Origin of the sequence: Halosimplex salinum (assembly GCF_003730195.1) — an archaeon.
Lineage (GTDB): Archaea > Halobacteriota > Halobacteria > Halobacteriales > Haloarculaceae > Halosimplex > Halosimplex salinum.
Genome location: NZ_QWGG01000001.1, coordinates 932,683 through 957,901 on the forward strand (window position 1 = coordinate 932,683; position 25,219 = coordinate 957,901).

Here is a 25,219-nt window from a genome sequence, read left to right on the forward strand (position 1 = left end):
GCCGATTACAGTCTTAAGTTTGTAATCTGAGACGGTCCCACCGCCCGTGAGGGAGGGTCACACACAGAATAGCGGGACTCTGTCGTCAGTGACCGGAACCGTTCATCTGACAGAGTCGGCTGATTTATCTGTTCACTTCGGTCTCGTATCGGAGACCGGATGGGATTCATTACAGAACGAAATGCTGTCATAGAGAACGGCACTGTGAGAAGGAGAACTCCGATTCGCCTCAGCGGGACGGTGTGGCGACCCATCGAAACCTGCGGTCAGGGGGTCCGGCCGTCCGTTCGGAGGGACCGTCTGCGACGAGTCTCCGACTGGCCGTCAGTCCTCGCGGGGTTCGGGCGTCAGGTCGCCCGATTCGACCATCGATTCGAGCGGGTTGTCGTCGACCGTGAGCGGGAAGTCGACGCGGCCGCGGCGCCGTGCGGACTCCCAGGCGCCGAATATCAACTCGGTGGCGACGAGCGCGTTCCGCGCGCACAGTTCGGACGGCTCGCCCGTCTCGACGGCTGACACCACGTCCTCGATCCCCCGGTAGATGAACGCGTCGTCGTGGAGCCCCTCCTCGCACGCTACGGACTCCCATCCCTCGCCGTCGCGGCGGATCCGCAGGGGTTCGCTCGCGCCGACACCACCGGGACCGACCTCGATGACGCCCTCCGAGCCGATCAGCCGGTTGTGACAGCCGACCGTCTCCGCGCCGACGCCGGTCGTCGCGAGGCCGGTGACGCCGTTCTCGTAGGCCCACTGGACGACGGCGTGGTTCTCGTTGTGCGCGCCGAAGAGGACGTCCTCCTCGCGGTAATCGACGTTCGCCAGCACCCACTCGGCGTTGGCCTCGTCGTTGTAATACGAGCACAGGTCGAAGGAGTGGCTCCCGTAGTCGTAGACGTTGTGCGCGGAGAACTCGACGCGTTCGAGCGTCCCGACCTCGCCGGCGTCGAGCAGGTCCTTGGCTCGACGGAACGGCTCGCCGAAGCGGCGCTGGTGGTTGAAGGTGAGGTGGACGCCGTGCCGGTCGGCCTCCTGTGCCATCAGGCGGGCCTCGCCCCACGTCCGCGACATGGGCTTCTCGCAGTGGACCGCTTCGACGACGCCGCTCCTGATGCACCCGACGGAGATGTCGGCGTGGATCGACGGCGGCACGGTCACGCTGACGATATCGGGCTCGACGGTGTCGAGCATCCGCTCGTAGTCCTCGAAGATCCCGTCGTCGTCGATGTCGTACTCCGCCGCGAACGGCCGTGCGTTCTCGGGCACGATGTCCGCGACCGCGACGAGTTCGACGCCCTCGACGGTCTCGTAGCCGTCGGCGTGGCGATACCCCATGGCGTACCCCTCGCCGCTGGGGTTCTCCGGGTCCGGCCCCGCTCCGATGACTGCCGCCGTGTATGTCATACACTATACAGACGTAAGAAGAGGAAAAAGCTGCCGTCGCGAGCGATTTCTTCCGGGTGTCCGAGGGGGGTCGAGCCGTCAGACCTCGACCCACTCGCCGGAAGCGTCGGACTCCTCGATGGCGGTAAGCAGTTCCTGAACGCGGTAGCCGTCCTCGAAGGACGGGCTGTGACTCTCGCCGGCCGCCGCGGCCGAGAGGAACTCGTAGTTCTCGTGGACGAACGTGTGCTCCCAGCCGATGACGTGGCCCGGCGGCCACCAGTGGTCGATGTAGGGGTCCTCGGGGTCGGTCACGTTGATCGTCTGGAACCCGCGGTCGCCCTCGGTCAGGAGTTCGAGTTCGTTCAGCCGTTCGAGCGAGAACTTCAGGCTCCCCTTCGAGCCGTTGATCTCGATAGAGTGGTCGTTCTTGCAGCCGTTGGCGAACCGGGAGGCCTCGTAGGTCGCGATGGCGCCGTTCTCGAACTCCGCCTGTGCCGTGTAGGCGTCGTCGACCGTCACGGCGCGGGTCTCCGACGATTCGCCGCCCTCGCCCTCCAGCGACCCCTCGTCGCCGCCGGGGACGGGCCGCTCGTCGACGAACGTCTGGAGGTGCCCCGACAGTCGCGTCAGGTCGCCGGCCGCGTCGCCGACGAGGTAGCGGCTGAGGTCGATGGTGTGGGCGCCGAGGTCGCCGAGCGCGCCCGAGCCCGCGACATCCTTCGAGTTGCGCCAGCTCCACGGCGCGTCGGGGTCGACGAGCCAGTCCTGGAGGTACGTGCCGCGGACGTGGTGGATCTCGCCGAGTTCGCCGGCGTCGATCAGGTTCTTCGCGTACTGGATCGCCGGGATGAACCGGTAGTTGAACGCGATTCCCGCGGTAGCGTCCGACTCGCGGGCCGCGTCTCGCATCCGCTCGGCGTCTTCGAGCGTGTGCGCGAGGGGCTTCTCGCAGAAGACGTGCGTCCCCGCTTCGAGCGCCGCGATCGAGGGATCGGCGTGGATGTTGTTCGGCCCGAGATTGTAGAACACGTCTACCTCCTCGACCACGTCCTCCCAGTCGGTGGCGTACCGCTGGAATCCGAGCCGGTCGGCGGCCTCTGACAGCGCCTCCTCGTCGCGCCCGACGACGACCTCGCGTTCGACCTCGGGCGCCTCCGGGAAGAACATGGGGAGGCGCGCCAGCGCGTTGGCGTGGGCCTTGCCCATGAACCGGTAGCCCAGCACGCCGACGGAGAGTGGTTCGTCCGTCATCGTTCAGGCCCAGTAGGCGTCGCCGGGGGTGGTCTCGAACACGGAGCGCTGGAGCACGTCGATGGCTTTCTCCAGCCCCTCGTTCGGCGAGGTCAGCGAGTCCTCGTGCTCGATGGAGAGGGCGCCGTCGTAGTCCACCATCCGCAGCGTCGAGACGACGTCCTTCCAGAACTCCTCGCCGTGCCCGTAGCCGATAGAGCGGAAGAGCCACGAGCGGTCGGGCTCCTCCGTGTAGGGCTCCGTGTCGAGGACGCCCTTCACGCGGCTGTTGGACTCGTACACCTTCGTGTCCTTGGCGTGGAAGTGGTGGATGGCGTCGTGCTCGCCGAGGAAGCGGATCGCCTCGGTGATGTCGATTCCCTGCCAGAACAGGTGCGAGGGGTCGAAGTTCGCGCCGATGTACTCGTTCGTGCGCTCGCGGAGTTCGACCATGCCCGTCGGCTCGTAGACGAGCATGTTCGGGTGCATCTCGATGCCGACGTACACGTCGTGGTCGGCCGCGTGTTCGGCGAGATCCGACCAGTACTCCTCGGCTACCTCCCACTGGTACTCGTGGGCCTCGTGGTGTTCGTTCGGCCAGGGTGCCGTGATCCAGTTGGGCGTCTCGTCGTTCGGCCCGCCCGCCGGGAGCCCGGAGAAGCACGTCACGGCGTCGACGCCGAGCTGGTCGGCCAGCGTGATGGCCTCCCGGAGTTCCGTGTCTGCGCGCGCGGCCCGGTCCTCGTCGGGGTGGAGCGGGTTGTTGTGTGTCGCCAGCGCCGACACGTAGAGGTCGTGTTCGTCCAGCAGGTCCTGCAGTTCCGCCTGTGCCTCGTCGTCGTCGAGATACTCGTCGCGAGGGAGGTGGTCGTCGCCGACGAACCCCCCACAGCCGAGTTCGACCGCGTCGACGCCCTGTTCGTCGAGGTACGCGAACGCGTCGTCGACCGATTCGCCGCCCAATGCCACGGTGAGCACACCTACGTCCATGTGTGTTCACCTCACACGAACGCTCAAAAACTCTTGCGGTGTCGGTACCGCTCGCCGCGTCCTCAGGCGATTCTGGGCAGAATCGCGCCCGGAGCGACGGGGTGCACGCGACGGCCGAGGGACGGCGACGGGCCCGCCGCCGGTGAGCGATTCGGCCGTCGGCCGCGGCCCGGCAAAATTAAATAGTGGCTGTCCATCACAGTGAGTAGCATGAGATACTTTCGGGTGACGCGCGGAGACGACGAGCGGTTGGTCGCATCGGATGGAGACGCCGCCTACGACCTGACGAGCGCGCCGACCGGGCCGTCGACCGTCGTCGACCTCCTCGCGTCCGCCGACGAGACGCGCCAGGGCCTCGACGAGGCCGCCGAGGCGTACCTCGACGACGCCGACGAGATCGACTTCGACGACGAGGACCTGGTGCTCCCCGTCGAGCCGCCGGAAGTGTGGGCCTCCGGCGTCACCTACGCCATCAGTGAGGAAGCGCGTCAGGAGGAGAGCCACATGCCCGACGTGTACATCGACGTGTACGAGAACGAGCGCCCCGAGGTCTTCTTCAAGGCCACACCGAGCCGGACGGTCGGCCCGGACGAAGCGGTGGGCATCCGCGGCGACTCCACGTGGGACACGCCCGAGCCGGAACTCGCCGTCGTCCTCTACCAGGGCGAGACGGTCGGGTTCACCATCGGCAACGACATGAGCAGTCGCTCTATCGAGGGCGAGAACCCGCTTTACCTCCCGCAGGCGAAGGTGTACGACCGCTGTGCCGCGCTCGGCCCCTGCGTCACCTCCGCCGGCGAGATCGAAGACCCGCACGACCTCGAGATGACGATGCAGATCCACCGCGACGGCGAGGTCGTCTACGAGGGCACGACCAACACCGGCGAGATGGTCCGCACCTGCGAGGAACTCGCCTCCTACCTGACTCGACACAACGTCGTCCCCGACCTGACCGTTCTGATGACCGGAACGGCGCTGGTGCCCGAAGGCGACTTCACGCTCCACGAGGGCGACGAGGTCGAGATCGATATCGAGGGGATCGGGACGCTGACGAACCCAGTTACGACGGTCTGAGCGACCGAAGGATTTGCTCGGTCGCGAGTAATCTTCTGAACGACTGTTTGCGTTTGCAGAACGGTTATTACGGGCGGGTGATAGTAGCCGTGTATGGCGCAGTCCGCGCGGAACACAGTAAAGTCGGTCGAACGCACGTTCAGGATCATCGGTGGGCTGCAGGAGCTGGGCGGAGCGGGAGTGACGGAGCTGTCGACCCATCTCGACCTGCCGAAAAGTACCGTTCACAACTACCTCAGCACGCTCGAACAGGAGGCGTACGTCGTCAAAGCGGACGACGAGTACCGCATCGGCCTCCGGTTCCTCGAACACGGGGCCTACGCCCGCAACCAGTCCCCCATCTTCGAGATCGCGCGCCCGGAACTCGACCGGCTCGCGAACGAGACCGGCGAGCTCTGTAACCTCCTCGTCGAGGAGCACGGCAAGGGGACCTACCTCTACCGGACCCGCGGCGAGAACGCCGTCCGCGTGAAAGAGCACGTGGGCAACCGGGTCTGCCTCCACAGCACGGCGCTGGGCAAGGCCATCCTCGCGCACCTCTCGGAGGACCGCGTCGACGAGATCATCGACCGTCACGGGCTCCCCCAGACCACCGAGCGGACGGTCACCGACCGCGACGAACTGTTCGAGAGGCTCGCCGAGATCCGCGAGCGTGGCTTCGCGTTCGACGACGAAGAACGGCTGTCCGGGCTCCGCTGTGTCGCCGCGCCCGTCCTCAGCAACGACGACCGCGTCCTCGGCGCTATCAGCGTCTCCGGCCCCTCCCACCGCTTCGAAGACCACCGCTTCCGCGAGGAACTCCCCAAGCGCGTCCTCGAAACCGCCAACGTCCTCGAGCTCAACGTCACCTACTCGTAAAATATCGGACTATACTAGAATTATTAGAGTTTGAGCAACTGAACCGATCTGCCTATCTCGTACTCTCTTCGACACGGATTCGCTTCGATACCGATATTCTGGCTGTAACGGCCCTCAATAGCCCATTCGATCTGTCTGGATTGGATTTCTTCGATCTGATTCTACGAACCGACCATCGAGCCTCCGTTCCCGGTGAACGCCCAGAATACTTCTTTTGCAGACCTATGTGGCCGTATTCGTACCTCGCTGGCGTATAATTAAAATCCGCAATTTAATACCTCGAAATATTATACGACTCTCGTACTACCAGATAACAAATCTATTAACGATCCGTCGCGTGCGCAGACGAAACCCCCTTGTCGCGTCGCCGCTAACCGGGGAGCGTGACAGACGACCAGGGGGAGGGAGCGCTGGACCGCTTTCACGACGCCGTCGAGGAAGCGGGCAGTCCGGTCCTGACGACGGAGGAGATAGCGCGCCAGTCGGACGAATCAAGGGAACGGGTCGAAGCGTGGCTCCGCGACCTGGAGCGGGCCGAGGGCGTCGTGAGTCGGGACGTGTCTCAGGACCCGACGGTGTGGTATCCCGCGGAGTGGACCGACTACGCGAACCGCGAACGGTTCGTCGTGTTCCCCGACCGCCGCCAGATCGTCGTCGACGAACCCGCGCAGTTCACGCGGGCACAGCTCTCACAGTTCGCCCGCCTCGTCGACACCAACGGCGACGGCGGCTACGTGTACGAGATCGGCGACTCCGACATCTGGCAGGCGCCCTACGAGGACCTTGAAGGGCTCCTCGGGACGGTCCGTGACGTGCTCCCCCAGCGCTACCCCGACCTGGAGGAGTGGATCGGCGACCAGTGGAAGCGCGCCCACCAGTTCACCCTCCGCACCCACGAAGACGGCTACACCGTGCTCGAGGCCGCGACGGAGAACCTGATGGGCAACGTCGCTCGCCAGAAGCTCGACGACTCTCATCTGCGAGCGCCCATCTCCGACACCGAGAGCTGGGTGGCCGAGGAGGCGACGGCGGAGATCAAACGGATCCTCTACGAGGCGGGCTACCCGGTGCAGGACGAGCGCGACCTGGACTCCGGCGACCCGCTCGACCTCTCCACGACCCTCGACCTCCGGCCGTACCAGCACGACTGGGTCGGGCGCTTCATGGAGACGAAGTCGGGCGTCCTCGTCGGCCCACCCGGGAGCGGCAAGACCGTCGCCGCGATGGGCATCCTCGAACGGGTCGGCGGCGAGACCCTGATCCTGGTGCCCAGCCGCGAACTCGTCCGCCAGTGGCGTGACGAACTGCTCACCCACACGACTCTCGACGAGTCGCAGGTCGGCGAGTACCACGGCGGGAAGAAGGACGTGAGGCCGGTGACCATCGCGACCTACCAGACCGCGGGGATGGACCGCCACCGCCACCTCTTCGACTCCCGGGAGTGGGGGCTCATCGTCTACGACGAGGTCCAGCACGTCCCGAGCGACGTGTACCGGCGGAGCGCGAACCTCCAGACGCGCCACCGACTCGGGCTCTCGGCGTCGCCTGTCCGGGAGGACGACCTCCAGGAGGAGATATTTACCCTCATCGGCCCGCCGATCGGGACCGACTGGGACGCGCTGTTCGACGAGGGCTTCGTCGCGGAGCCGCAGGTGGAGATCCGCTACGTCCCGTGGACCGACGACGATAGCCGTAACGAGTACGTCGGGACGGAGAGCCACGAACGCCGGCAGGTCGCGGCCTCGAACCCCGCCAAGATCGACGAGACCGAGCGGATCCTCGCCCGCCACCCCGAGCAGAAGGCGCTCGTCTTCGTCGACTACCTCGACCAGGGCCGAGCGCTGTCGACGGCGCTGGACGTGCCGTTCATCAGCGGCGACACGCCCCACCACGAGCGCGAGCGACTGTTCCAGCAGTTCCGCGACGGCTCGCTGGGGACGCTCGTCGTCTCCCGCGTCGGCGACGAGGGGATCGACCTCCCCGACGCGTCGCTCGCGATCGTCGCGTCCGGCCTCGGTGGGTCGCGCCGACAGGGGACGCAGCGAGCGGGGCGGACGATGCGCCCCGCCGGACGCGCCCTGATGTACGTCCTCGCGACACAGGGCACGAGCGAGGAGGAGTTCGCCCGCCAGCAGATGCGCTATCTCGCCGGCAAGGGCGTTCAGGTCCGCGAGCGGACCGTCGAGGACGCTGAAGAGAGCGCGGCCGACGAGAGCACGGATGACGAGAGCGCGGCCGAGGAGAGCAGCGAGGAGACCGGCGAAGGGGACGACGAGGAGCGCGACACCGGCGTCGCCTGACTGCTGTTCGTCGGCCGAACACGTTCGGCACCAGCGGTTCGCGCGTTCGGACCGTACGATCGGGTATGTCTGTGAGCCACGACGACGTCGAACCCGTGACCGACCACGTCCACGACAACTCCTGGTCGGCGAATCTGGAGAAACCCCATCACGGCGAGGACCGCGAGCTCGTCCTCTCGCACGCGGTCGACGCCGTGGAGCACACCGCGCCGGGGAACCACGTGAACCTGGTCACCCACGGCGACCACGGCCATCCCGAGACGTACCTCTACGAGGCGCTCGAGGAGTCCGTGGGCGACGCCGTCTCGTACGAGTACGTGGAACAGTGTGGCTGCGGCGGTCACGTGTCGAGAGTGCACGTCGAAGAAGCCGTCTGAGGTCGCGATACCGCGGGGTCGACCGGGGCCCCCAAGCGCCGGCGGCCGGTCAGTCGTCGCCTTCCGCGAGCACGTCGCGTTCCGCGCGCTTCTCTTTCACGTCGTCGATGAATGTGTCGACGCTGACACGTTTCTCACCGACGGTGGCGCCGACGATGGCGCCGAGTGCCCCACCGGTGCTGGCGGCGTTTCGACCGAAGACCCCACCGATACCGGCACCGATGGCGGCTCCCATGGCTGCGTAGCGAGCTCGACTCAGGACGCGTTTCAATCGGGTTCCCATACCTGTGTAGTTAGTCGCTGAATCTGATAAGTGTACTCCTTCCGAGAACTCGACGTGTGTGAACCTCTCGCATACGTGCAAAAAATTTAATATATTGCCGTGTAGACGTATCGAGTACGCTCCACCACACGGTGTGAGCGGTGATCCCCGATGATCGACTACATCGCGAACCCGGCGGACGACCGGAGCCACGCCCCGTATGGGGACGGGTCCGGCTGTCCGAAGGCCGCCGCTGTGGCGGGCTTCGCCGGCGCGAATCTCGCGATGGGTCTATCGGTCGGGGTGATCCGCACGCTCGAACCGACCGTCGCCGCGTGAGATTCCGCGGGCCGTCCGGGCTCCCAGTCCGGTCGACGGCCGTCGGTTCGAGCCATCTCGGCTCTTCCTGAGATTCCGACGTCGTGACCCCCGGTCCGTCCCGCGTGACGACAGGTCCCGCACCACCGGTGCCACCGCTCCGTCCAGCGCTGGTCCCGGTCCACGCACGCTCGGTCCGCGCCCCGTCGCACTCTCGACCGTCCCGCGGCCGTCGCCGCCGCGGGCGGTCGGAGTGACGCGGGGCGCGGGTCGGAGAGATAGCGCCAGCGATGCCGGAGAGAGGCATCACTCTCCCCCCGACGCCCGCTCGGAGGCCGCCTCGCGGCGGTGCGCGTTCGACTCGCGCCGGGGTCGTATGGCAGTCCATGCCACAACCGCGGTGGAAGCGACAGCGGAGATAGACCTGTGGGTCCCCCGGGACACCATGGCCGACCTCGAGAGCGGCGTCCGCACGGTCGTCCGCGACGTCGACGGCGTCGAGACGGCCGAGGTCACCGGCGTCACCGACGTGACGCCGCGAGCCACTGACATCCGGGTCACGGCGACCGTCTGGCTCGTCTTCCCGGACCACAGCCCCGAGACGACGGCCGTCCGCGAGACGCTGGAGGACGGCTTCGGCATCATGGACGCGGACGTCCCTGTCGCCGAACCCGCCGACGCGTGAACGGCGAGAACTACCGACGGCGACCCCCGGAACGGGCCGCCCCGGCCCCCTGCTCTCCGCGGTCACAGCGGTGTGACACCGGCCCCGCGCCGGAGCGGCGGGTTCGATCCCCGCCGGAGAGTCTGGTGAGAGCTATGTTGTGCATCATCGCACCCGAGTACGAGTCGCACGGCGACGAGCGAGAGCGATCAGCGGACGGCGACACGGAGACGGAAGACGAGAACGGCGAGGACGACGATTTCCTGGTCGCCGGGGCGGTCTGACCCAGGCCGTGGGGTGCCCGATCAGGCTTCCCAGCGCGCGTCCGAGAGGGTGCGCTGGACGGCCTCCTCGCCGACGGCCTCGGCGAGCGTCTCGAAGCCCACTCGCTCGCTCCGGTCGGCCGCGTTGGCGACCAGTCGGGAGACGATGAACTCCGGCGTCGACCGGCCCACGGTCTCGAACCTGGGCTGGTAGTCGACCCGGAGGTCCAGGTCGGGCGTGAGCCCCTCCGCGAAGATGCCGTCGACCCGCGCCTCGGGTGGGAGGGGTTCGAGGTCGTCGGCGAGGTGGGTGACGAACACGCCGAGCGCGCCGCGGTCGACGCTCAGGCGGACGAGGCCGTGGAGCAGGTCCGCGGCGCTCCCGGGTTCGGTGATGGCCTCGAACTCGTCGACGAGCATCAGCGTCCGGCCCTCGTCGGTCAGCGGCGGCACGACCGAGCGGAGCGTTGCCTCCAGCACGCCCGCGTTGAAACTCGCGTGACGGCGGTGGAAGACGACCGTGTCGACGACGCCCACCTCCGCGCTGTCGGCCGGGACGGGCAACCCCATCTGGGCGAGCAGTTGCACCTGACACAGCGTCTCCAGCAGCGTGGTCTTCCCGCCGCTGTTCGCGCCCGTGAGCACCGCCACGCGATGCGCGTCGGGCGGCGCGTTCGCGCTCGGCACGTCGAGTCCGTGGTCGCCGATGCCGTAGGTCACCGGCTGGACCGAGATCCCGCTCGCGACCAGCGAGAGGTTCCGGGCGTTCTCGACGGCGACCGTCTCGCGGTCGACGAACGTCGCCCGCTGGAGGTCGAACTCCGCCGCGAAGCGGGCCAGCGAGACGTACAGGGCCACGTCGTCGACGGCCGTCACCGCGGCGTCGACCTCGGTACGCGAGGTCTCGATGGTGCCTTCGAGCCGGTCGGCAACCTCGACCTCCCGCTCCTCGACAGCCGTCCGTAGATCGCTCGCCAGCGACCTGAGCGTCTCGGCCACGAAGTCGCCGGCGTCGGTCGCCTCGCCGGGCAACGCCTCGCGGACGCGACCCACGTCCACCTCCGTCTCGCTCGTGACGTGGCGGACCAGCGTCTCGCGGAAGTCGTCGGCGCCGCGGGCCCCGGACTGCACCTCCTCGGCCACCTCGGCGGGCGTCGCGGCCATGTCCTCGACGCTCGCGAGCGTCCGACGGAGCGAGTCGAGGCGGTCGTCGGCGCCCTCGCCGATGCGGTCGCCGTCGCCGCGGAGTCCCGCCAGCGCCGCCGCGGCGTCTTCGAGCGTCTCGTCGTCCAGTTCGGCGATCGGTTCGAAGACGCCCTCGGAGACGCCCGCGTCGGAGAGCGCCAGGACGGTCCGCACCGCGGCGAGCTCTCCGCCGTCGGCGTTCTCCTCGAACGCGTCTTCGACGGCCGCTCTGGTGGGCTCGTCGAGCGCGTTCCAGGAGTCGCGGGCTTCGAGGATCCGGTCGATGCGCTCGGCCATCTCGTCGCGCGAGCCGAGCGGCGTGAGGATACGGATCCGGCTGGCCGCGTCCTCGGTGAGCGCGTACTCGCCGGCGAGGTCGAGGATCTCCTTGTACACCTCGCGGGTGTCCCGCGTCGCGAGCACGTCCATCGCCGCGCCGCCCTGCGCCCGCCGGAGGATACGCGTCGCTCGACCCTGTGAGAGCCCGGCCGCGACGAGGGCGCGCGTGTCAGCCGTCTCGATGGCTTCGACGGCCCGCTCGACGCCCAGTTCGTCGGCCAGCAGGTCCCGGGTCTTCGGCCCGATACCCCAGTAGTCCTCCAGTCGCATGGCAGTGGCGTGGCTCCGCGCCGGTAAAGTCGTTACCCGTCGTGCCCGTGCGATCGAACGCCGAACCCGGCCGTGGGCAGGGATTCTTATCCGGGGACCGCATAGCCGGTGCCATGACGGACCGGGCGGACGACGGCGACGCGACCGAGGGCGACGGAGCGGCCGCCGCGGACCCCGACAGCGACGCCGGAGGCGACGCGGAGGCCGAATCCTTCCCCTGCCCCGACTGCGGCGAATCGCTGCCAGCGGGCGCGCGGTTCTGTCCTCACTGCGAGGCCGCGCTGTCCGAGGACGGCGCACCGGTGGATCTCTCCGAACTCGACGGGCTGTTCGACGGCGACGACCAGCCCGAGTTCATCACCGTCGAGGGTGGCGAGCGCCGCGCCTCCGGCACGGTCATGGTGATCGCCGGACTGGCCGTGAGCATCCCGCTCGCTCCGCTCGGGCTCTTCCTCGTCAACACCGTCCAGCCGCTGACGGTGTGGACCGCTCCGCTCGTCTTCCTCGGGAGCTGGCTCGGCCCCGCCGCCTTTCTGGCCCGTGCCCGGGTCCCCGCGGAGGCGTTCGCTCGGAGCCTGTATTTCGTGGCGGCCGGGACCGCGCTGATCCCGATCGGGCTCCGGGTCAGTGGGAACGACCTGTCGGTCGCGTTCGGGACCGTGATGTTCGTCGCGCTCGTGATCGCGGGGCTCGCGGTCCTGCTCGGGATGTTCATGCACCGACAGGCCAGCGCCCGGATCACCGGCGAGCGACGGGCCTTCGAGGACGCGCGCCGGGACTGAGAACTACTCGAACATCCCGGTCGACATGTACCGCTCGCCGCTGTCCCAGTACACCGTGACGACGAACGGGTCCGCCACCCCGTCGTCGACGAGCCGTTCGGCGACGCGCTTCGCGGCCAGGTTCGTCCCGCCCGACGACTGGCCCACGAAGATGCCCTCCTCCCGTGCGAGCCGACGGCACTCGGCTTCGGCGGCGGCGAGTTCGACCGTCTCGACGCCGTCGAGCAGGTCGCGGTCGAGATTGTCGCTGACGAACCCCGGCCCCATCCCCTGGAAGTCGTCCTCGCCGGCCTCGCCGGTCGAGAGGACGGCGTTGCTCGCGGGCTCGACCGCGACGATGTCCACGTCCGGGAACGCCTCGCGCAGTCGGCGCCCGATGCCGGTGAGCGTCCCGCCCGTCCCGACGCCGGCGACGTACGCGTCGACCTCGCGGTCGCCGATCTGGTCGAGGATCTCCGGGCCGGTCGTCCGGTAGTGGGCATCCGGGTTCGCCGGGTTCTCGAACTGGCGGAGCTGGACGTACCCGTCGTCCGCTTCGAGCTCGTCGGCGCGCTCTTTCGCCGCGGAGATGTCTCCGTCGACGAGTTCGATCTCGGCGCCGTAGGCGCGCATGATCTGGCGTCGCTCGGGCGACTTCGAGGACGGCATGACGAGCGTCACGTCGTAGCCCTTCGCGGCGCCGACCAGTGCGAGGCCGATACCGGTGTTCCCGCTCGTCGGTTCGACGATGGTGTCGCCCGCGGTGAGCACGCCGTCGCGCTCGGCCGCTTCGACCATCGCCTTGGCGGGCCGGTCCTTGGCCGACCCGCCGGGGTTGAACGACTCTACCTTCGCTGCGATCGTCGCGCCCGCTGGGGCGTCGACCTCGACCAGCGGCGACCCGATGGTGTCCAGAATACTCGATTTCACTGCGATTACGTACGACCCACTAACGTAAAGGAGGCCCGTCAGCGGCAGGGAGTGCGGTTACCGGTGACGCCGGACGCCCGAACTGTCAGAACCGCGCCTCAGAAGGGTCTTACCGCCCGTTTCGGAATCCATGCGAGTGCAAGCCGAACGGGGTTCCGGGGTACGGTCCAACCAGCGAGTGAACCGCCGGCCGGGAGACGCGGCCGGACGGTGACTCCAGGAGCCAGATCTACTATGTCCCACAACCAGAACAATCGCCGACAGCGGAGCCAGCACAGCCAGCAGCAGGGCCGATCGATGGGCGGGCAGCACTCCACACAGTCACAGCAGCGGAACCAGCAGGGCCAGTTCACCGGCCAGCAGGGTCAGCAGGGGCATCAGGGCCAGCAGCGCCACCAGCAGGGACAGCAGCATCAGCAAGGCCAGCAGCCCCACCAGCGACAGGGTCAGATGGGCGGCCAGCAGCGACATCAGCAGCAGGGTCAGCAGTTCGGTGGACAACAACACGGACAGCAGGGTCAGATGGGCGGCCAGCAGCCCCACCAGCAACAGGGTCAGATGGGTGGCCAGCAGCCCCGCCAGCAGCAGGGCCAGATGGGCAGCCAGCAGCACCACCAGCAGCAGGGCCAGATGGGCAGTCAACAGCACCACCAGCAGGGACAGCAGCGACACCAGCAGGGTGGACAGCAGTTCGGCGGGCAGCAGGGCCGTTCGATGGGTGGGCAGCACTCCGCACAGTCCCAGCAGCGTGACCAGCAGGGACGGTTCGCCGGCCAGCAGGGCCAGCAGCGTCAGCGAGGACAGCAGATGGGCAGCCAGCAGCCCCACCAGCAGGGCGGTCAGCAGTTCGGCGGGCAGCAGGGCCGTTCGATGGGCGGCCAGCACTCCCCCCAGCCCCAGCAGCGCCACCAGCAGGGCCAGCAGATGGGCGGGCAGCAGATGGGCGGGCAGCAGCGACACCGACAGCAGGGTCAGCAGGACCAGCAGCAGGACCAGCAGCGAGGCAGTAGCCAGGGCGGCAGTCATGGCAGCTCGCAGGGCCTGACACACGAAACCCGCTCGCGCGGCAGCGAGCACTCCGCCCAGGAGCAGGAGCGAGACGACCAGGGCCAGTTCACCGGGACGTAACTCCGCGGCAGACCCGAAGCGACGCTCCCCACGTCGCACTCGCGGCCGACATCTCGCGCCGTCCGCACCGACGAAACTTTTTCCGCAGTCTCGCACGGACAGTGAGGCGTGGACGGAGCGATCACCGACACGTACGCGGCCGCACTCCAGCACGACATCGCCGATATCCCCGACGACGCGACCCGCGTCGGCGTCGTCCGCCGACCCACCGGCTGGTTCGCCGCGCTCGTCGACGAGAACCGGCCGGAACTCGGACCGCCCGAGTCGCTCCTCTCGGAGACGAAAGAGCGTCAGGAGGACCTCCAGGTGCAGGGCCTCTGCGACGAGGAGGCCCACAACGCGGCCTGGGCCGAAGTCGACTTCGAGGCGCGCTACCGCGACCATCTGGCCGACGAGGCGGCGAGCGAGGCCCTCGACGAACTCGCCGAGCGCGTCGCGAGCGGGGAGTCGGTCGCGCTCGTCTGTTTCGAGGGAGAGTCCAAGCGCTGTCACCGCCGGATCCTCGACGACGTCCTCCGGGAACGATCCGGGGGCGACAGCCGATAAGCGCCGGACGACGACAGAGAGGAGCGCGGTCGTCGCTGTTCATTTTTGCCGTCGATAGCGGGAGAACTCGGCGTAAACGGAGCGTTGACGTTAAGCCACCCCGTCCGTAATGGAGGTGTATGTCACTGGAGACCATGGAGCCGAACCCGGTGTGGACGGAGGAGGCCTACGCCGAGACGGTGGACGTGCTGGCGGCGCTCAGGAACGAGGTCACGTACAAAGTGTGGGGCGGCGACTGGTGTATCGACTGTCGTTCGCAACTGCCCGACTTCGGGGCGGCGCTCCACGCCGCGGGCGTCCCCGCCGACCGGATCGACGAGTACGCCGTCGAGAAGGAGGACGACGGGACGAAAGTCGGTCCGATGGTCGAGGAGTACGACGTCGACCTCATCCCGACGGTCGTCGTCGAACGCGACGGCGAGGAAGTGGCCCGGTTCGTCGAAGAGGAGCCGGTCCCCATCGCCGTCTACCTCGGCCGCGAACTCGAAGAGCTCGCCGCGTCGGTCTGATTCCCGCCGGATCCACCCGGTCTGGCGCTCTCCTTTCTCCCCCGGTCTACTGCTCGAACCACTCCAGCGCGTCCGTCAGCGAGTGCGTCGGCGGCGAACACGCCCGCGACCGGCAGGCGTACACCGTCGGTTCGCCGTCGCGGGCCTCCCTCGACGCCCAGATCGGTGGCGCGTCGGCCACGCCGAGCGCGTCCAGCCACGGGCCGAGCGCGTCGTCGGTCGCGGGTCGGGGCGCGAGCAGGCGTCTCGGCAGGTAGGTCTCTGCGAGCGTCTCACGCCAGGACTCCGGGAGGGAGTCGGCGGCCAGCGTGAGTTCGTGGGGCGCGTTGCGGTAGGTGTCCGCGGCGAGCGCGAGCGAGGGGTGCTGGACCGGGTCGGAGTCGATCCGGTTGCCGTGGGTCGCGAGCACGCCGCCGACGACCGATTCGAACCGGTCGTGGGCGACGAAGTGGTCCAGCGAGGCGAGGAGTTCGGCGGCGACGCCGGCGCTCGACGGCGTCGACTGGTCGGCGAGCTCCTGCGGTCGCGCGACGAGCGACTCGCCGCTCTGGGGCGTGAAGTACAGCGTCTCCGCCTCGGCGTCCCAGAACTCGTCCTCGATAGTCCGCGCGAGGTCGAGCGCGAACGCCAGGTGGTCGACGTCGCCCGTCGCCTGATACGTGTCGAACGCGCCGCGGGCGAGGAAGGCGTAGTCCTCGAGATAGCCGTCGATCCGCACGTCGCTATCTTTGAACCGCCGCTGGAGCCGAGCCGCCTCGTCGTCCCAGAGGTGTTCGCGGGCGAACTCGAGCGCGTCGACGGCGGTCTCCGCCCAGGGCTCGTCCGAGGCACCGCCGGCCGCCTCGTCGTCGACGATCGCCGCCTCTGCGAACGCCGAGATCATCAGGCCGTTCCAGCCCGCGAGGACCTTCTCGTCGCGGGGCGGACGGGGCCGTTCCTCTCTGGCCTCGAAGACCGCCGTCTTGGCCGATTCGAGCAGTGACTCGGTCTCCTCCGTCGAGAGCCCGTAGTCGTCGGCGAGGTCCTCGACGGAGGCGCGCAGCGTCAACACGGTCGCCCCTTCGAAGTTTCCGCGCTCGGTGACGCCGTAGCGGTCACAGAAGAGGTCCGCGGCGAGGTCGGTCTCGTCGTCGGGGACCTCGGTGGACTCCGTGACGGCGTCCGCGACTCCGTCGGGCGTCCAGACGTAGAAGGCGCCCTCCTCGCGCTCTCCCGACTGGTCTTCGCTCTCGGCGTCCAGGGTGCTGTAGAAGCCGCCCTGGGGGTGGGTGAGTTCGCGCTCGACGAATGCGAGCGTCTCGCGGGCGGTCTCGCGGTAGCGTTCGCGGCCGGTGAACTGGAAGCCCGCGAGGAAGACGCGAGCGAGTTCGGCGTTGTCGTAGAGCATCTTCTCGAAGTGGGGGACGACCCACTCGCGGTCGGTCGTGTAGCGGTGGAAGCCGCCGCCGACGTGGTCGTAGAGCCCGCCGTCGGCCATCGCGTCGAGCGTCTCCTCGACGACCTCGCGGTACGCGTCGCGTCCGCCGGCGTGGTGGGCGCGCATCAGCGCGTGGACCCGGCCGGGCTGGGGGAACTTCTGGCCGCGACCCCAGCCGCCGAACTCGCGGTCGGCGCCGCGGAGGATGGCGCTCGCCGACGACTCCAGCACGTCTTCGTCTGGCGCCTCGCCGGCCTGGTCGGGCGTCGCCTCCAGGTCGCTCTCGATCGCGTCGGTCCACTGGCGGGCGCGGTCCTCCATCTCCTCGCGTTCCTCCGGGTCGTTCCACGACTCGGCGATGTCTTCGAGGAGCTGGCCGAAGCCGGGCGCGCCGCGTTTCGGTTCCGGCGGGAAGTACGTCCCCACGTAGAACGGCTCGCCCTCGGGGGTGAGCCACGCGTTGAGCGGCCAGCCGCCGCCGCCCGAGACCTGCTGGCAGATGCTCATGTAGATGCTGTCGATGTCGGGGCGCTCCTCCCGGTCGACCTTGATCGGGACGAAGTGCTCGTTGAGCACCGCTGCGATCTGTTCGTCCTCGAAGCTCTCCTCCTCCATCACGTGACACCAGTGGCAGGCGGCGTACCCGATAGAGAGGAAGATGGGCTTGTCCTGGGCCTCGGCGGCAGCGAGGGCCTCGTCGTCCCAGGGCTGCCAGTTGACTGGGTTATCCTCGTGCTGGCGGAGGTACGGGCTGGCCTCCTCGTCGAGGCGGTTCCGGGCCGTGGGGTCGGCGTCGTCGGTCATACCCGACGTAGGCGGTCCCGACAGTAAACCCCGGCGGAGTCGCGAGAGCCGGAGTATCGGTCGAAACGCAGGACTTACGGTGGCCGCATGCGGGCCTCCACGTATGACAGAGACTGTGCTGCTGGTCGGTGGCGGCGGCCGCGAGCACGCCGTCGCCCGCGCGCTCGCCGACTCCGACGCGGACCTGTACGCCTGTGCGGGGAACCGCAACCCCGGCATCGCGCGACTCGCCGACGGCTTCGAGTCGCTGGACACGACCAACCCGACCGCGGTCACGACCTACGCCCGCGACGTGGACGCCTCGCTCGCGGTCGTCGGCCCGGAAGCGCCTCTCGCGGCAGGCGTCGCCGACGCCCTCGACGACGCGGGCGTCTACGCCTTCGGCCCGCAGGCGGAGGAGGCCCGCATCGAGACGGACAAGGCGTTCCAGCGCCGCTTCATGCGGGAGCACGACATCCCCGGCTGCCCCGACTTCGAGACGTTCGAGGACATGGACGCCGCGGCGGAGTACATCGACGAGTACGACGGCGACCTCGCCGTCAAACCCGCCGGCCTCACGGGCGGCAAGGGCGTCCGCGTCACCGGCGACCAGATCAGCAAGGAGGAGGCGATGGAGTACGTCCGCGAGTCGGACTACGAGCGGATCGTCCTCGAGGAGCGCCTCGTCGGCGAGGAGTTCACCGTGCAGGCGCTCGTCGCCAACGGTCAGGTCCGCGTCACCCCCGCCGTCCAGGACCACAAGCGTGCCTTCGAGGGCGACGAAGGCCCCAACACCGGCGGGATGGGGTCGTACTCGGACTCGACGCTCGAACTCCCGTTCATGGACGAGGACGACTACCTGGACGCCGTCGACGTGCTGGAAGCGACGGTCGATGCCCTCGAAGGCTACAAGGGCGTCCTCTACGGGCAGTTCATGCTCACCGCGGAGGGCATCAAGGTCGTCGAGTTCAACGCCCGCTTCGGCGACCCCGAGGCGATGAACACGCTCCCTGTGCTCAACACGGCCTTCCTCGACGTGCTGACGGCCGCCCGCGAGGACGAGTCCCTGCCCAAACTCTCCTTCGCGCCGAAGGCGACCGTCTGCAAGTACGCCGTCCCCGAGGGCTACCCGGACGACCCCGAGGCCGGCGCCGAGGTGAAAGTCGACGAGGAGAGCGCCGCCGCGTCAGCCGAGAGCTCGGACGGCGAGGCCCTGCTGTACTACGCGAGCGTCGACGAGCGCGACGACGGCATCTACACGACGACCTCGCGGTCGTTCGCGGTCGTCGGCGTCGCCGACACGATCACCGAGGCCGAGGAGATAGCCGAGGACGCGCTGGCCGTCGCCGGCGAGGAGGGCCTGCGCATCCGTCACGACATCGGCAAGCCCGACCTCGTCCAGCAGCGCATCGACCACGTGACCAAACTGCGCGGGGAGTGACCGCCCGGTCACTCGGGTGCGACGACTTCGAGTTTTAGCCCGTCGGGGCCTTCGCAGTAGAGTGCGTAGTAGCCGCCCGCGAACGGGTGCTGGTCCTCGTAGAGCAGGGTCGCGGTCGCACGCTCCCTGACGCCCGCGGTGATCTCGTCGACCTGTTCTCGCGAGGCAGCGTGGAACGCGAGATGGTTCAGTCCGGCCGCTCCACGGTCGAAGGAGGGCTCCGCGTTCTCGGCCTGCACGAGTACCACGTACGTCGGACCGTTCTCCCAGGACCTGCCGTCGTCCCACTCGTCTTTCCGCTCGAATCCCAGTGCTCCGAGGAACCAGTCCCAAAACTCGGTCGCCGTCGTCAGGTCGCTCGCGTTCAGTTCGACGTGGTGTAGCTGACCCGCGCGCCCCGTGTCGGTGTGGTCGGTCGTCACGGTTCGAGTGGACGGCCACCTCGAACATAGGTTTCGGGGGCGAGAACGGTCTCAAAGAACGTCTGTCGCGGCGCGAAGAGCTGCGAGGAGAACCGTTATTCGACCGAGATGCCGCCTTTCATGCCGGTCGTCTCGTGGGGGCCACAGTAGTAGGTGTAGACGCCTTCGGTCTCCAGCGTGACCGAGTAGGTCTCGCCCTGGTCGACCGTCTCCATCTCGCCGCCTTCGGTGCCCTCGAGTTCGCCGCCGTCCGGCTGGCTCTCGGGCTTGACGTTGTGGCTCGGGCTCTCGAACTCGAAGTTGATCGTGGTCCCGGAGTCGACGCGGAGGTAGACGGGCTCGTAGACCAGACTGCCGTCCGGTCCGACCGCGACGGTCACCTCGCTCTCGCCGCGCGCGTCTTCCTCGCTGTCGCCCTGCGCGTCGTCGAGGTAGGACGGCCAGGACGGCGGTGTCGAGTCGTCACTGCCGCCGTCGCCGCCGTCGCTGTCGCCGTCTCCGTCGCCGCCGTCGCCGCTCGTCTCGGTCGAACAACCCGCCAGCACGCCCATGGTTGCCATCGCTCCGATACCACCGAGCAGTCGTCGGCGTCCGAGTTCGTTCGTCATCGTGCACCCCAGAGTTGGGGGAGCATCCTGAAGAGAGTTCGCAATACAGACCGTGACATTTAGCGGTAGGGCCGCCAGGTGCTTCGATATCGGGCTTTGAACGGCGAACAGATTCGGTATGGTGTTTATAAGGTGGCGGGCCGAAGGAGGTCCCCCTCGTCGCCGACCGAGAGACGCCTCGACGGTCGCTTGGGGAGAGGTGATCCCGGTGGTTGGGGGGTCCGTGGCCGAGTCAGCGGAGGAACCCGAGCAGGCGGTAGTCCTCGTCGGGATCGTACCTGCGGAACAGCAGGCTGTTGGCGAGCACCGAGACGCTGGAGATGGCCATCGCGGCGGCCGCGAGTACGGGCTGCAGGAGGCCGAGCGAGGCCAGCGGGATCATCGCCGTGTTGTAGCCGAGCGCCCAGAACAGGTTCTGTTTGATCTTCGAGAGCGTGCCCGCGGAGACGCGGATGGCCTTGATCACGTCGAGCGGGTCGTCGCGCATCAGCGTCACGTCGCCGGCCTCGATGGCCACGTCGGTCCCGCTCCCGATGGCACAGCCGACGAACGCCGTCGCGAGCGCCGGCGCGTCGTTGACGCCGTCGCCGACCATCATCGCCCGCCGGCCGTCGCTCTGGATGTCGGCGACGGCGTCGGCCTTGTCGTCGGGCAGGACGCTCGCCATGACGTTCTCGGGGTCGATCCCGACCTGCTCGGCGACGGCGCGGGCCGTCCGCTCGTTGTCGCCGGTGATCATCCACACGTCCACGTCGCGCTCGCGGAGCTGACCCACGGCCTCGCGCGAGGACTCCTTCACCGTGTCCGCGTCGGCGACGACGCCGAGCAGTCGGTAATCGTCGCTCCCCTCGTCGGCGAGCGCGACCAGCATCGCGGTCTTGCCCTCGCGTTCGAGCCGATCCATGGCGTCTTCGGCCGGGGACACGTCGACGCCCTCGTCGCGCAGGAGTTTCCGGTTGCCGACGAGGACGCGACCGTGACTCGTCGTCGCCGTCACGCCGTGGCCGGGGACGTTCTCGAACTCGTCGGGGTCCTGGACGTCGATGCCGCGCTCGCGGGCGCCGTCGACGATGGCCTCGGCCAGCGGGTGTTCGCTCGCGGACTCGGCGCTCGCCGCGACTTCGAGGACGAACGACTCCGAGACCGCTCGCTCGGTCACCGCACCTCCGTCCGCCGCGGCCTCACCGTCGCCCTCTCCGCCGTCGGTCGCCGGGAGCGCGACGACGTCGGTCAGTTCCATCTCGCCCTCGGTCAGCGTCCCCGTCTTGTCGAAGACGACGGTGTCCACGTCGCGGACGCGTTCGAGGATGTCTCCGCCCTCGAACAGCACCCCGTTCTGGGCGCCGATGGTCGTCCCGACCATCGTCGCGGCGGGCGTCGCGAGTCCGAGCGCGCAGGGGCAGGCGATCAGCACCGCGGAGGCGAAGACGACGACGGCGAACTCGAAGACGCCCACAGCCGTCGGGCCGCCGGCGGCGAGCCCCCACAGCGGGAGCGAACCGACGAACCCGGCCAGCGCGTCGGGGAAGGCGAACCAGAGCGCCGCCCAGACCAGTGCGTTCGCGATGACCGCCGGGACGAAGTAGGCGGAGATGCGGTCGGCGACGTTCTGGATCTCGGGCTGGCGGCTCTGGGCGTCCTTGACCCGCTTGACGATCTGCTGGATCGCCGTCTCCTCGCCGACCTTCGTCGCCTCGACGACGAGCACGCCGTTCCGGTTGACCGTCGCGCCGATCACCTCGTCGCCGGGTCCCTTGGAGACGGGCACCGACTCGCCGGTGACCATCGACTCGTCGACCGCGCTGTCGCCGTCGACGACTTCGGCGTCGGTGGGAATCTTCTCGCCCGGCCTGACCTTCAGGCGGTCGCCCACTTCGACGTCGGAGAGCGAGACCTCCTCCTCACTGCCGTCCTCGCGGACGAGCGTCGCCGTGTCGGCCTCCATCTCCAGCAACGAGCGGATGGCCTCGGACGCCTGGCCCTTCGAGCGGGCCTCGAGGTAGTTGCCGAGCGTGATGAACACGAGGATGAGCGCTGCCGTGTCGAAGTACAGTCCCTCGCCGGGGAAGCCGAGCAGTCGCGCCACGGAGTAGAGATAGGCCGTCGAGGACCCCAGCGCGATCAGCACGTCCATGTTCGCCCGCCGGTTCTTCACGAGCGCCTTATAGGAGTTCTCGTAGAACTCCTTGCCCAGCAGGACCTGGACGGGCGTCGCGAGCGCGAACGCGACCCAGCCGAGGGGCACCCCCTCGAAAGTCGCGTCCATCCACGCCGAGGCGAACAGGTGGCCCGCCAGCATCGCCAGGAGCGGGAGCGAGAGCGCCGCACCGAGCAACGTCAGGTTTCGCTGGCGCCGGATCTCATCGTTTCGCGCCGCGTCCTGCTGTTCCTGTGCAGTCTCGCCTTCCGACGCGTCGACCTCGCGGACCGGCGAGTAGCCGGCACGCTCGATAGCGGCGTAGATATCCTCTAGAGAAGCATCTGCGGGGTTGTACGTGACCGTCCCTTCGTCGGTGGCGTAGTTCACGTCCGCGTCCACGACGCCCGGCGTGTCGAGGAGCGCGTCCTCGTTGGTCTCCGCGCAGTTCGAGCAGGTCATATCCGTGATCGCCACCGTCACCGTCTCGCTGGTCGCCTCGTAGCCCGAATCCTCGATGGCGTCGTATATCTCGCCGAGCGAGACCGTCTCGGGGTCGTAGGTGACGCTCCCCTCGTCGGTGGCGTAGTTGGCGTCCACCTCGGAGACGCCGTCGAGCGAGCCCACCGACTCCTCGATAGTCTGCGAGCAGTTCGCGCAACTCATCCCGTGCAAGTCCAGTCTGGATCTGCGCTCACTCATCTTGTCTCTATATAGGGGCTCCCCGTTCATGCGGTTTGTCCCTTCCAAACGAAAGTGGAAGCGGACTTCATTTTCTGTTCCAAATTCGAATCGATACAAGACCGCCTGTTCTGAAAGATATCGAACCGGTTCGGCGCTCGCACACACGGTCCCGTGCATCGGCGCCGAGCCCGGTGTGCCGGCTACTCCGTTCGCACGGTCAGTCCAGTCGGTGGACGTACGTCACCTGCTTCGGTTCGAAACCGTTGTCCACGTAGAACCGGCGCGCGCCGTCGTTGTGCCACTCGCAGGAGACGGTGACGTACTCCGCGCCGCGGTCGCGGGCGGTCCGCTTCACGGCGTCGATAGCCTCGCTACCGATGCCCTTCCCCCTGTGCTCGGGCGCGACGAACAGGTCGACGACGTCGGCGTACTCCGAGCGGACTCGGGACGGGTGTTCGCCCGTTCGGAGCAGGAGATAGCCGACTCGCTTTCCGTCCGCGACGAGCAGGTACACGGTCGTGTCGTCGCGGTCGAGCTGGCGCCCCAACCCGTCCTCGGCGTCGGCGGGCCCGTCGAGCGCGACCTCGTTCAGGTCGTCGTACGGTTCCATCGCCGTCGCCAGCGCGTACCAGTACTCGGTGAGCACTTCGAGGTCGTCCCGCGTCGCCTCGACGAGTTCCATAGCTGGCGAACAGCCGGCGCGCAGTTATCCCTTCTGTCCGTCTGTGACGACCTCTCATGCCCGGTGTCGGAGGGCGGCGCAGCCACAAAACATTAGTAGCCCGTCAGAATAGCGGCAAGCACAGTGGTCTTCGGCTCGAGGTCGGGCCGCGTTCGCTCCGCCGCGTAGGTCGTCGACGGCAGCGACGACCCACGGGCAGGGAACGGCTCCGACCGGCTCGCCGACTGTGGGTCGCCGGCCCCTTGCTCCGCTCTGCCGCCCGGCAGGTCGGATCGCCGGCGGTCACGCTTTCGGCACCCGGCGCCGCGCTTCGCGGACAGCCGAAGGTGCGTTCTTCGGTCCTATCGAGTCCCCGAGGCGCGGCTCTGAGTCGGTCACTGAACGCCAGCCCTGCCGACCATCCGAATGCCACGCCACGCACGCCCACGACCGCACAGCACCGACGACCACCCGGCCACGCAGCAATCTACCACGCAGCAACCGACCCTGGCGCCGACGCTCCGGCGGGAGGGGTCGAGATGACCGCCGCCCGGGACCCGCTTGTCCTCGGATCGCGGACGGACACCGACCGGGAGCGGTTCCGGTTCCACACCGCCGACGGCGTCCACGCCGCCGACGCGTTCTGTCCGGGCGAACTCCTCGCGCTCGAACACCTCTGGGACCGCGAACTCGACCGCCTTCGAACGCTCGGAGCGCGCTACGGCGTCGTCGGCGTCGTCCTCGCGGAGAGGGCCACCGCCGTCCAGATGACGACTGCCAGCGCCCGCGCGGCGGCCCTCTGCGAGCGGAACGCTGCGGCCAACGGCGTCGACGCGACCGTCGAACTCGCCAGCGGACTCCACTCCGTCGACGGCCCCGCTGGCGGGGTCTTCGACACGACTGTCTTCGTTCCGAAACCGTACACGCCGCTCGAAGTAGGAGTCCGACGTGTTCGCACGGCGCTCGACGAACTGACGAGCGGCGGGCGACTGTTCGTCGCGGCGAAACCCGAGACCGGTCTCGCCCGGTACGAAGACGCGCTGATCGACGCCGCAGAGACCGTCGAGACGGTCGCGACCCGTGACGGGTGGCGCCTTCTCGCGGCGACGCGACCGTCCACCGTCGAGACACCAGCCGAATCACCGTTCGACCGGATCGGGGTGGCCGTCGACGGCGTCGCCCTCGAACTGGTGACGGCGCCCGGCCTGTTCGCCGCCGGGGGGATCGACCACGGGACGCGCCTGCTCGCGGAGACGGCGACAGTCGCAGACGGCGAGTCGGTGCTCGACCTCTGCTCGGGCTACGCGCCGCTCGGCGCGTACGCCGGCCTCGTCGCCGACTGCGAACTGTACTGCACGGACGACGACCGCCTCGCGACGGCCTGCGCCGAGCGAACGCTCGCCGCGAACCGCGTCGACGGGACCGTCGTGACCGGCGACTGTGCTGCAGGCGTCGCCGACCGAACGTTCGACACGGTGCTCTGCAACCCGCCGACGCACGCCGGGGACGGCGTTCTCTCGGATCTCTTCGGCGGCGCCGCGGACGTGCTCGCCGAGAACGGTCGCTGCTGGATCGTCCACCACCGAGCACTGGACCTCGACGCTCACTTCCGGCCGTTCGAGCGCGTCGAGACGGTCGCGACGGGGCGGGAACACGTCGTCAGACTGGCGCGGCCGTAG

The 25,219-nt window shown here is 68.5% G+C and carries 24 protein-coding genes; 12 read left to right on the top strand and 12 right to left on the bottom strand.

Annotation, left to right across the window (positions count from 1 at the left end):
* Positions 1-324 precede the first annotated feature (324 nt).
* From D1409_RS04520 to D1409_RS04530, 3 genes are all read right to left on the bottom strand, one after another.
* On the bottom strand, positions 325-1,401 hold the full coding sequence (locus D1409_RS04520; RefSeq protein ID WP_123534437.1) for a Gfo/Idh/MocA family protein: 1,077 nt from the start codon (positions 1,399-1,401) through the stop codon (positions 325-327).
* A gap of 78 nt (positions 1,402-1,479) precedes the next feature.
* Positions 1,480-2,634: a Gfo/Idh/MocA family protein gene (locus D1409_RS04525; protein ID WP_123534439.1), complete on the bottom strand. Its 1,155-nt coding sequence runs from the start codon at positions 2,632-2,634 to the stop codon at positions 1,480-1,482.
* 3 nt (positions 2,635-2,637) lie between these two features.
* Positions 2,638-3,603, bottom strand: a complete 966-nt coding sequence (locus D1409_RS04530) for a sugar phosphate isomerase/epimerase family protein (protein ID WP_123534440.1) — start codon at positions 3,601-3,603, stop codon at positions 2,638-2,640.
* Between the two features lie 210 nt (positions 3,604-3,813).
* Here D1409_RS04530 and D1409_RS04535 point away from each other — a divergent pair, with 210 nt between their 5' ends.
* The 4 genes from D1409_RS04535 to D1409_RS04550 all read left to right on the top strand — a co-directional run bounded on the left by D1409_RS04535 (position 3,814) and on the right by D1409_RS04550 (position 8,212).
* Entirely contained in the window at positions 3,814-4,677 is an 864-nt protein-coding gene (locus D1409_RS04535; RefSeq protein ID WP_123534442.1) for a fumarylacetoacetate hydrolase family protein, read from the top strand.
* A 93-nt stretch (positions 4,678-4,770) separates the two neighbouring features.
* Positions 4,771-5,535, top strand: coding sequence for an IclR family transcriptional regulator (locus D1409_RS04540; RefSeq protein ID WP_123534444.1), 765 nt, complete (start codon positions 4,771-4,773; stop codon positions 5,533-5,535).
* A 383-nt stretch (positions 5,536-5,918) separates the two neighbouring features.
* Complete coding sequence (locus tag D1409_RS04545) at positions 5,919-7,835, top strand: DEAD/DEAH box helicase (protein WP_123534446.1); 1,917 nt, start codon at positions 5,919-5,921, stop codon at positions 7,833-7,835.
* Between the two features lie 65 nt (positions 7,836-7,900).
* Positions 7,901-8,212: a CGCGG family putative rSAM-modified RiPP protein gene (locus tag D1409_RS04550; protein WP_123534448.1), complete on the top strand. Its 312-nt coding sequence runs from the start codon at positions 7,901-7,903 to the stop codon at positions 8,210-8,212.
* Between the two features lie 49 nt (positions 8,213-8,261).
* Here D1409_RS04550 and D1409_RS04555 read toward each other — a convergent pair whose 3' ends face one another.
* Entirely contained in the window at positions 8,262-8,495 is a 234-nt protein-coding gene (locus tag D1409_RS04555) for a hypothetical protein (RefSeq protein ID WP_123534450.1), read from the bottom strand.
* Positions 8,496-8,645: 150 nt separating this feature from the next.
* On the opposite strand from D1409_RS04555, the gene D1409_RS24300 reads away from it, so the two are divergent.
* From D1409_RS24300 to D1409_RS25535, 3 genes are all read left to right on the top strand, one after another.
* The gene (locus tag D1409_RS24300; RefSeq protein ID WP_164471560.1) at positions 8,646-8,813 is read left to right on the top strand and encodes a hypothetical protein; all 168 of its coding nucleotides are present in this window, start codon (positions 8,646-8,648) and stop codon (positions 8,811-8,813) included.
* Positions 8,814-9,168: 355 nt separating this feature from the next.
* On the top strand, positions 9,169-9,477 hold the full coding sequence (locus D1409_RS04560; RefSeq protein ID WP_164471561.1) for an Asp23/Gls24 family envelope stress response protein: 309 nt from the start codon (positions 9,169-9,171) through the stop codon (positions 9,475-9,477).
* Positions 9,478-9,611: 134 nt separating this feature from the next.
* Entirely contained in the window at positions 9,612-9,740 is a 129-nt protein-coding gene (locus D1409_RS25535) for a hypothetical protein (RefSeq protein WP_268895807.1), read from the top strand.
* 21 nt (positions 9,741-9,761) lie between these two features.
* On the opposite strand, the gene D1409_RS04565 is transcribed toward D1409_RS25535, so the two are convergent.
* The gene (locus D1409_RS04565; protein WP_123534454.1) at positions 9,762-11,513 is read right to left on the bottom strand and encodes a MutS-related protein; all 1,752 of its coding nucleotides are present in this window, start codon (positions 11,511-11,513) and stop codon (positions 9,762-9,764) included.
* A gap of 113 nt (positions 11,514-11,626) precedes the next feature.
* Here D1409_RS04565 and D1409_RS04570 point away from each other — a divergent pair, with 113 nt between their 5' ends.
* Entirely contained in the window at positions 11,627-12,295 is a 669-nt protein-coding gene (locus tag D1409_RS04570) for a zinc ribbon domain-containing protein (RefSeq protein WP_123534456.1), read from the top strand.
* Between the two features lie 3 nt (positions 12,296-12,298).
* On the opposite strand, the gene D1409_RS04575 is transcribed toward D1409_RS04570, so the two are convergent.
* Together D1409_RS04575 and D1409_RS04580 are read right to left on the bottom strand one after the other, a co-directional pair.
* Positions 12,299-13,204 carry a PLP-dependent cysteine synthase family protein gene (locus D1409_RS04575; protein ID WP_123534457.1) on the bottom strand — a complete coding sequence of 302 codons (906 nt, stop codon included), beginning with the start codon at positions 13,202-13,204 and terminating at the stop codon, positions 12,299-12,301.
* Between the two features lie 321 nt (positions 13,205-13,525).
* Complete coding sequence (locus D1409_RS04580) at positions 13,526-14,230, bottom strand: hypothetical protein (RefSeq protein ID WP_123534459.1); 705 nt, start codon at positions 14,228-14,230, stop codon at positions 13,526-13,528.
* 210 nt (positions 14,231-14,440) lie between these two features.
* On the opposite strand from D1409_RS04580, the gene D1409_RS04585 reads away from it, so the two are divergent.
* Together D1409_RS04585 and D1409_RS04590 are read left to right on the top strand one after the other, a co-directional pair.
* Positions 14,441-14,878, top strand: coding sequence for a DUF488 domain-containing protein (locus D1409_RS04585; protein WP_123534461.1), 438 nt, complete (start codon positions 14,441-14,443; stop codon positions 14,876-14,878).
* A gap of 119 nt (positions 14,879-14,997) precedes the next feature.
* Positions 14,998-15,387 (top strand): TlpA family protein disulfide reductase, encoded by a 390-nt coding sequence (locus tag D1409_RS04590; protein WP_123534464.1) that lies wholly within the window; start codon positions 14,998-15,000, stop codon positions 15,385-15,387.
* 46 nt (positions 15,388-15,433) lie between these two features.
* On the opposite strand, the gene D1409_RS04595 is transcribed toward D1409_RS04590, so the two are convergent.
* Positions 15,434-17,608, bottom strand: a complete 2,175-nt coding sequence (locus D1409_RS04595) for a thioredoxin domain-containing protein (RefSeq protein ID WP_123534466.1) — start codon at positions 17,606-17,608, stop codon at positions 15,434-15,436.
* Positions 17,609-17,711: 103 nt separating this feature from the next.
* Between D1409_RS04595 and purD the strand changes: the two genes are divergently transcribed.
* Complete coding sequence (purD, locus tag D1409_RS04600) at positions 17,712-19,028, top strand: phosphoribosylamine--glycine ligase (RefSeq protein WP_123534468.1); 1,317 nt, start codon at positions 17,712-17,714, stop codon at positions 19,026-19,028.
* A gap of 8 nt (positions 19,029-19,036) precedes the next feature.
* On the opposite strand, the gene D1409_RS04605 is transcribed toward purD, so the two are convergent.
* The 4 genes from D1409_RS04605 to D1409_RS04620 form a co-directional block, all read right to left on the bottom strand.
* On the bottom strand, positions 19,037-19,450 hold the full coding sequence (locus D1409_RS04605) for a VOC family protein (RefSeq protein ID WP_123534470.1): 414 nt from the start codon (positions 19,448-19,450) through the stop codon (positions 19,037-19,039).
* 95 nt (positions 19,451-19,545) lie between these two features.
* Positions 19,546-20,058: a plastocyanin/azurin family copper-binding protein gene (locus D1409_RS04610; RefSeq protein WP_235853496.1), complete on the bottom strand. Its 513-nt coding sequence runs from the start codon at positions 20,056-20,058 to the stop codon at positions 19,546-19,548.
* 232 nt (positions 20,059-20,290) lie between these two features.
* Positions 20,291-22,897 (bottom strand): heavy metal translocating P-type ATPase, encoded by a 2,607-nt coding sequence (locus D1409_RS04615; protein WP_123534472.1) that lies wholly within the window; start codon positions 22,895-22,897, stop codon positions 20,291-20,293.
* A 199-nt stretch (positions 22,898-23,096) separates the two neighbouring features.
* The gene (locus D1409_RS04620) at positions 23,097-23,561 is read right to left on the bottom strand and encodes a GNAT family N-acetyltransferase (protein WP_123534474.1); all 465 of its coding nucleotides are present in this window, start codon (positions 23,559-23,561) and stop codon (positions 23,097-23,099) included.
* 518 nt (positions 23,562-24,079) lie between these two features.
* Here D1409_RS04620 and D1409_RS04625 point away from each other — a divergent pair.
* Positions 24,080-25,219, top strand: coding sequence for a methyltransferase (locus D1409_RS04625; RefSeq protein WP_123534477.1), 1,140 nt, complete (start codon positions 24,080-24,082; stop codon positions 25,217-25,219).

What these genes read in the sequence shown, in the direction of transcription:
- D1409_RS04520 (WP_123534437.1), bottom strand. Translation starts at nt 1,401, where the DNA reads ATGACATACACGGCGGCAGTCATCGGAGCGGGGCCGGACCCGGAGAAC.
- D1409_RS04525 (WP_123534439.1), bottom strand. Translation starts at nt 2,634, where the DNA reads ATGACGGACGAACCACTCTCCGTCGGCGTGCTGGGCTACCGGTTCATG.
- D1409_RS04530 (WP_123534440.1), bottom strand. Translation starts at nt 3,603, where the DNA reads ATGGACGTAGGTGTGCTCACCGTGGCATTGGGCGGCGAATCGGTCGAC.
- D1409_RS04535 (WP_123534442.1), top strand. Translation starts at nt 3,814, where the DNA reads ATGAGATACTTTCGGGTGACGCGCGGAGACGACGAGCGGTTGGTCGCA.
- D1409_RS04540 (WP_123534444.1), top strand. Translation starts at nt 4,771, where the DNA reads ATGGCGCAGTCCGCGCGGAACACAGTAAAGTCGGTCGAACGCACGTTC.
- D1409_RS04550 (WP_123534448.1), top strand. Translation starts at nt 7,901, where the DNA reads ATGTCTGTGAGCCACGACGACGTCGAACCCGTGACCGACCACGTCCAC.
- D1409_RS04555 (WP_123534450.1), bottom strand. Translation starts at nt 8,495, where the DNA reads ATGGGAACCCGATTGAAACGCGTCCTGAGTCGAGCTCGCTACGCAGCC.
- D1409_RS24300 (WP_164471560.1), top strand. Translation starts at nt 8,646, where the DNA reads ATGATCGACTACATCGCGAACCCGGCGGACGACCGGAGCCACGCCCCG.
- D1409_RS04560 (WP_164471561.1), top strand. Translation starts at nt 9,169, where the DNA reads ATGGCAGTCCATGCCACAACCGCGGTGGAAGCGACAGCGGAGATAGAC.
- D1409_RS25535 (WP_268895807.1), top strand. Translation starts at nt 9,612, where the DNA reads ATGTTGTGCATCATCGCACCCGAGTACGAGTCGCACGGCGACGAGCGA.
- D1409_RS04565 (WP_123534454.1), bottom strand. Translation starts at nt 11,513, where the DNA reads ATGCGACTGGAGGACTACTGGGGTATCGGGCCGAAGACCCGGGACCTG.
- D1409_RS04570 (WP_123534456.1), top strand. Translation starts at nt 11,627, where the DNA reads ATGACGGACCGGGCGGACGACGGCGACGCGACCGAGGGCGACGGAGCG.
- D1409_RS04580 (WP_123534459.1), bottom strand. Translation starts at nt 14,230, where the DNA reads ATGACTGCCGCCCTGGCTACTGCCTCGCTGCTGGTCCTGCTGCTGGTC.
- D1409_RS04590 (WP_123534464.1), top strand. Translation starts at nt 14,998, where the DNA reads ATGTCACTGGAGACCATGGAGCCGAACCCGGTGTGGACGGAGGAGGCC.
- D1409_RS04595 (WP_123534466.1), bottom strand. Translation starts at nt 17,608, where the DNA reads ATGACCGACGACGCCGACCCCACGGCCCGGAACCGCCTCGACGAGGAG.
- purD (WP_123534468.1), top strand. Translation starts at nt 17,712, where the DNA reads ATGACAGAGACTGTGCTGCTGGTCGGTGGCGGCGGCCGCGAGCACGCC.
- D1409_RS04610 (WP_235853496.1), bottom strand. Translation starts at nt 20,058, where the DNA reads ATGACGAACGAACTCGGACGCCGACGACTGCTCGGTGGTATCGGAGCG.
- D1409_RS04615 (WP_123534472.1), bottom strand. Translation starts at nt 22,897, where the DNA reads ATGAGTGAGCGCAGATCCAGACTGGACTTGCACGGGATGAGTTGCGCG.
- D1409_RS04620 (WP_123534474.1), bottom strand. Translation starts at nt 23,561, where the DNA reads ATGGAACTCGTCGAGGCGACGCGGGACGACCTCGAAGTGCTCACCGAG.
- D1409_RS04625 (WP_123534477.1), top strand. Translation starts at nt 24,080, where the DNA reads ATGACCGCCGCCCGGGACCCGCTTGTCCTCGGATCGCGGACGGACACC.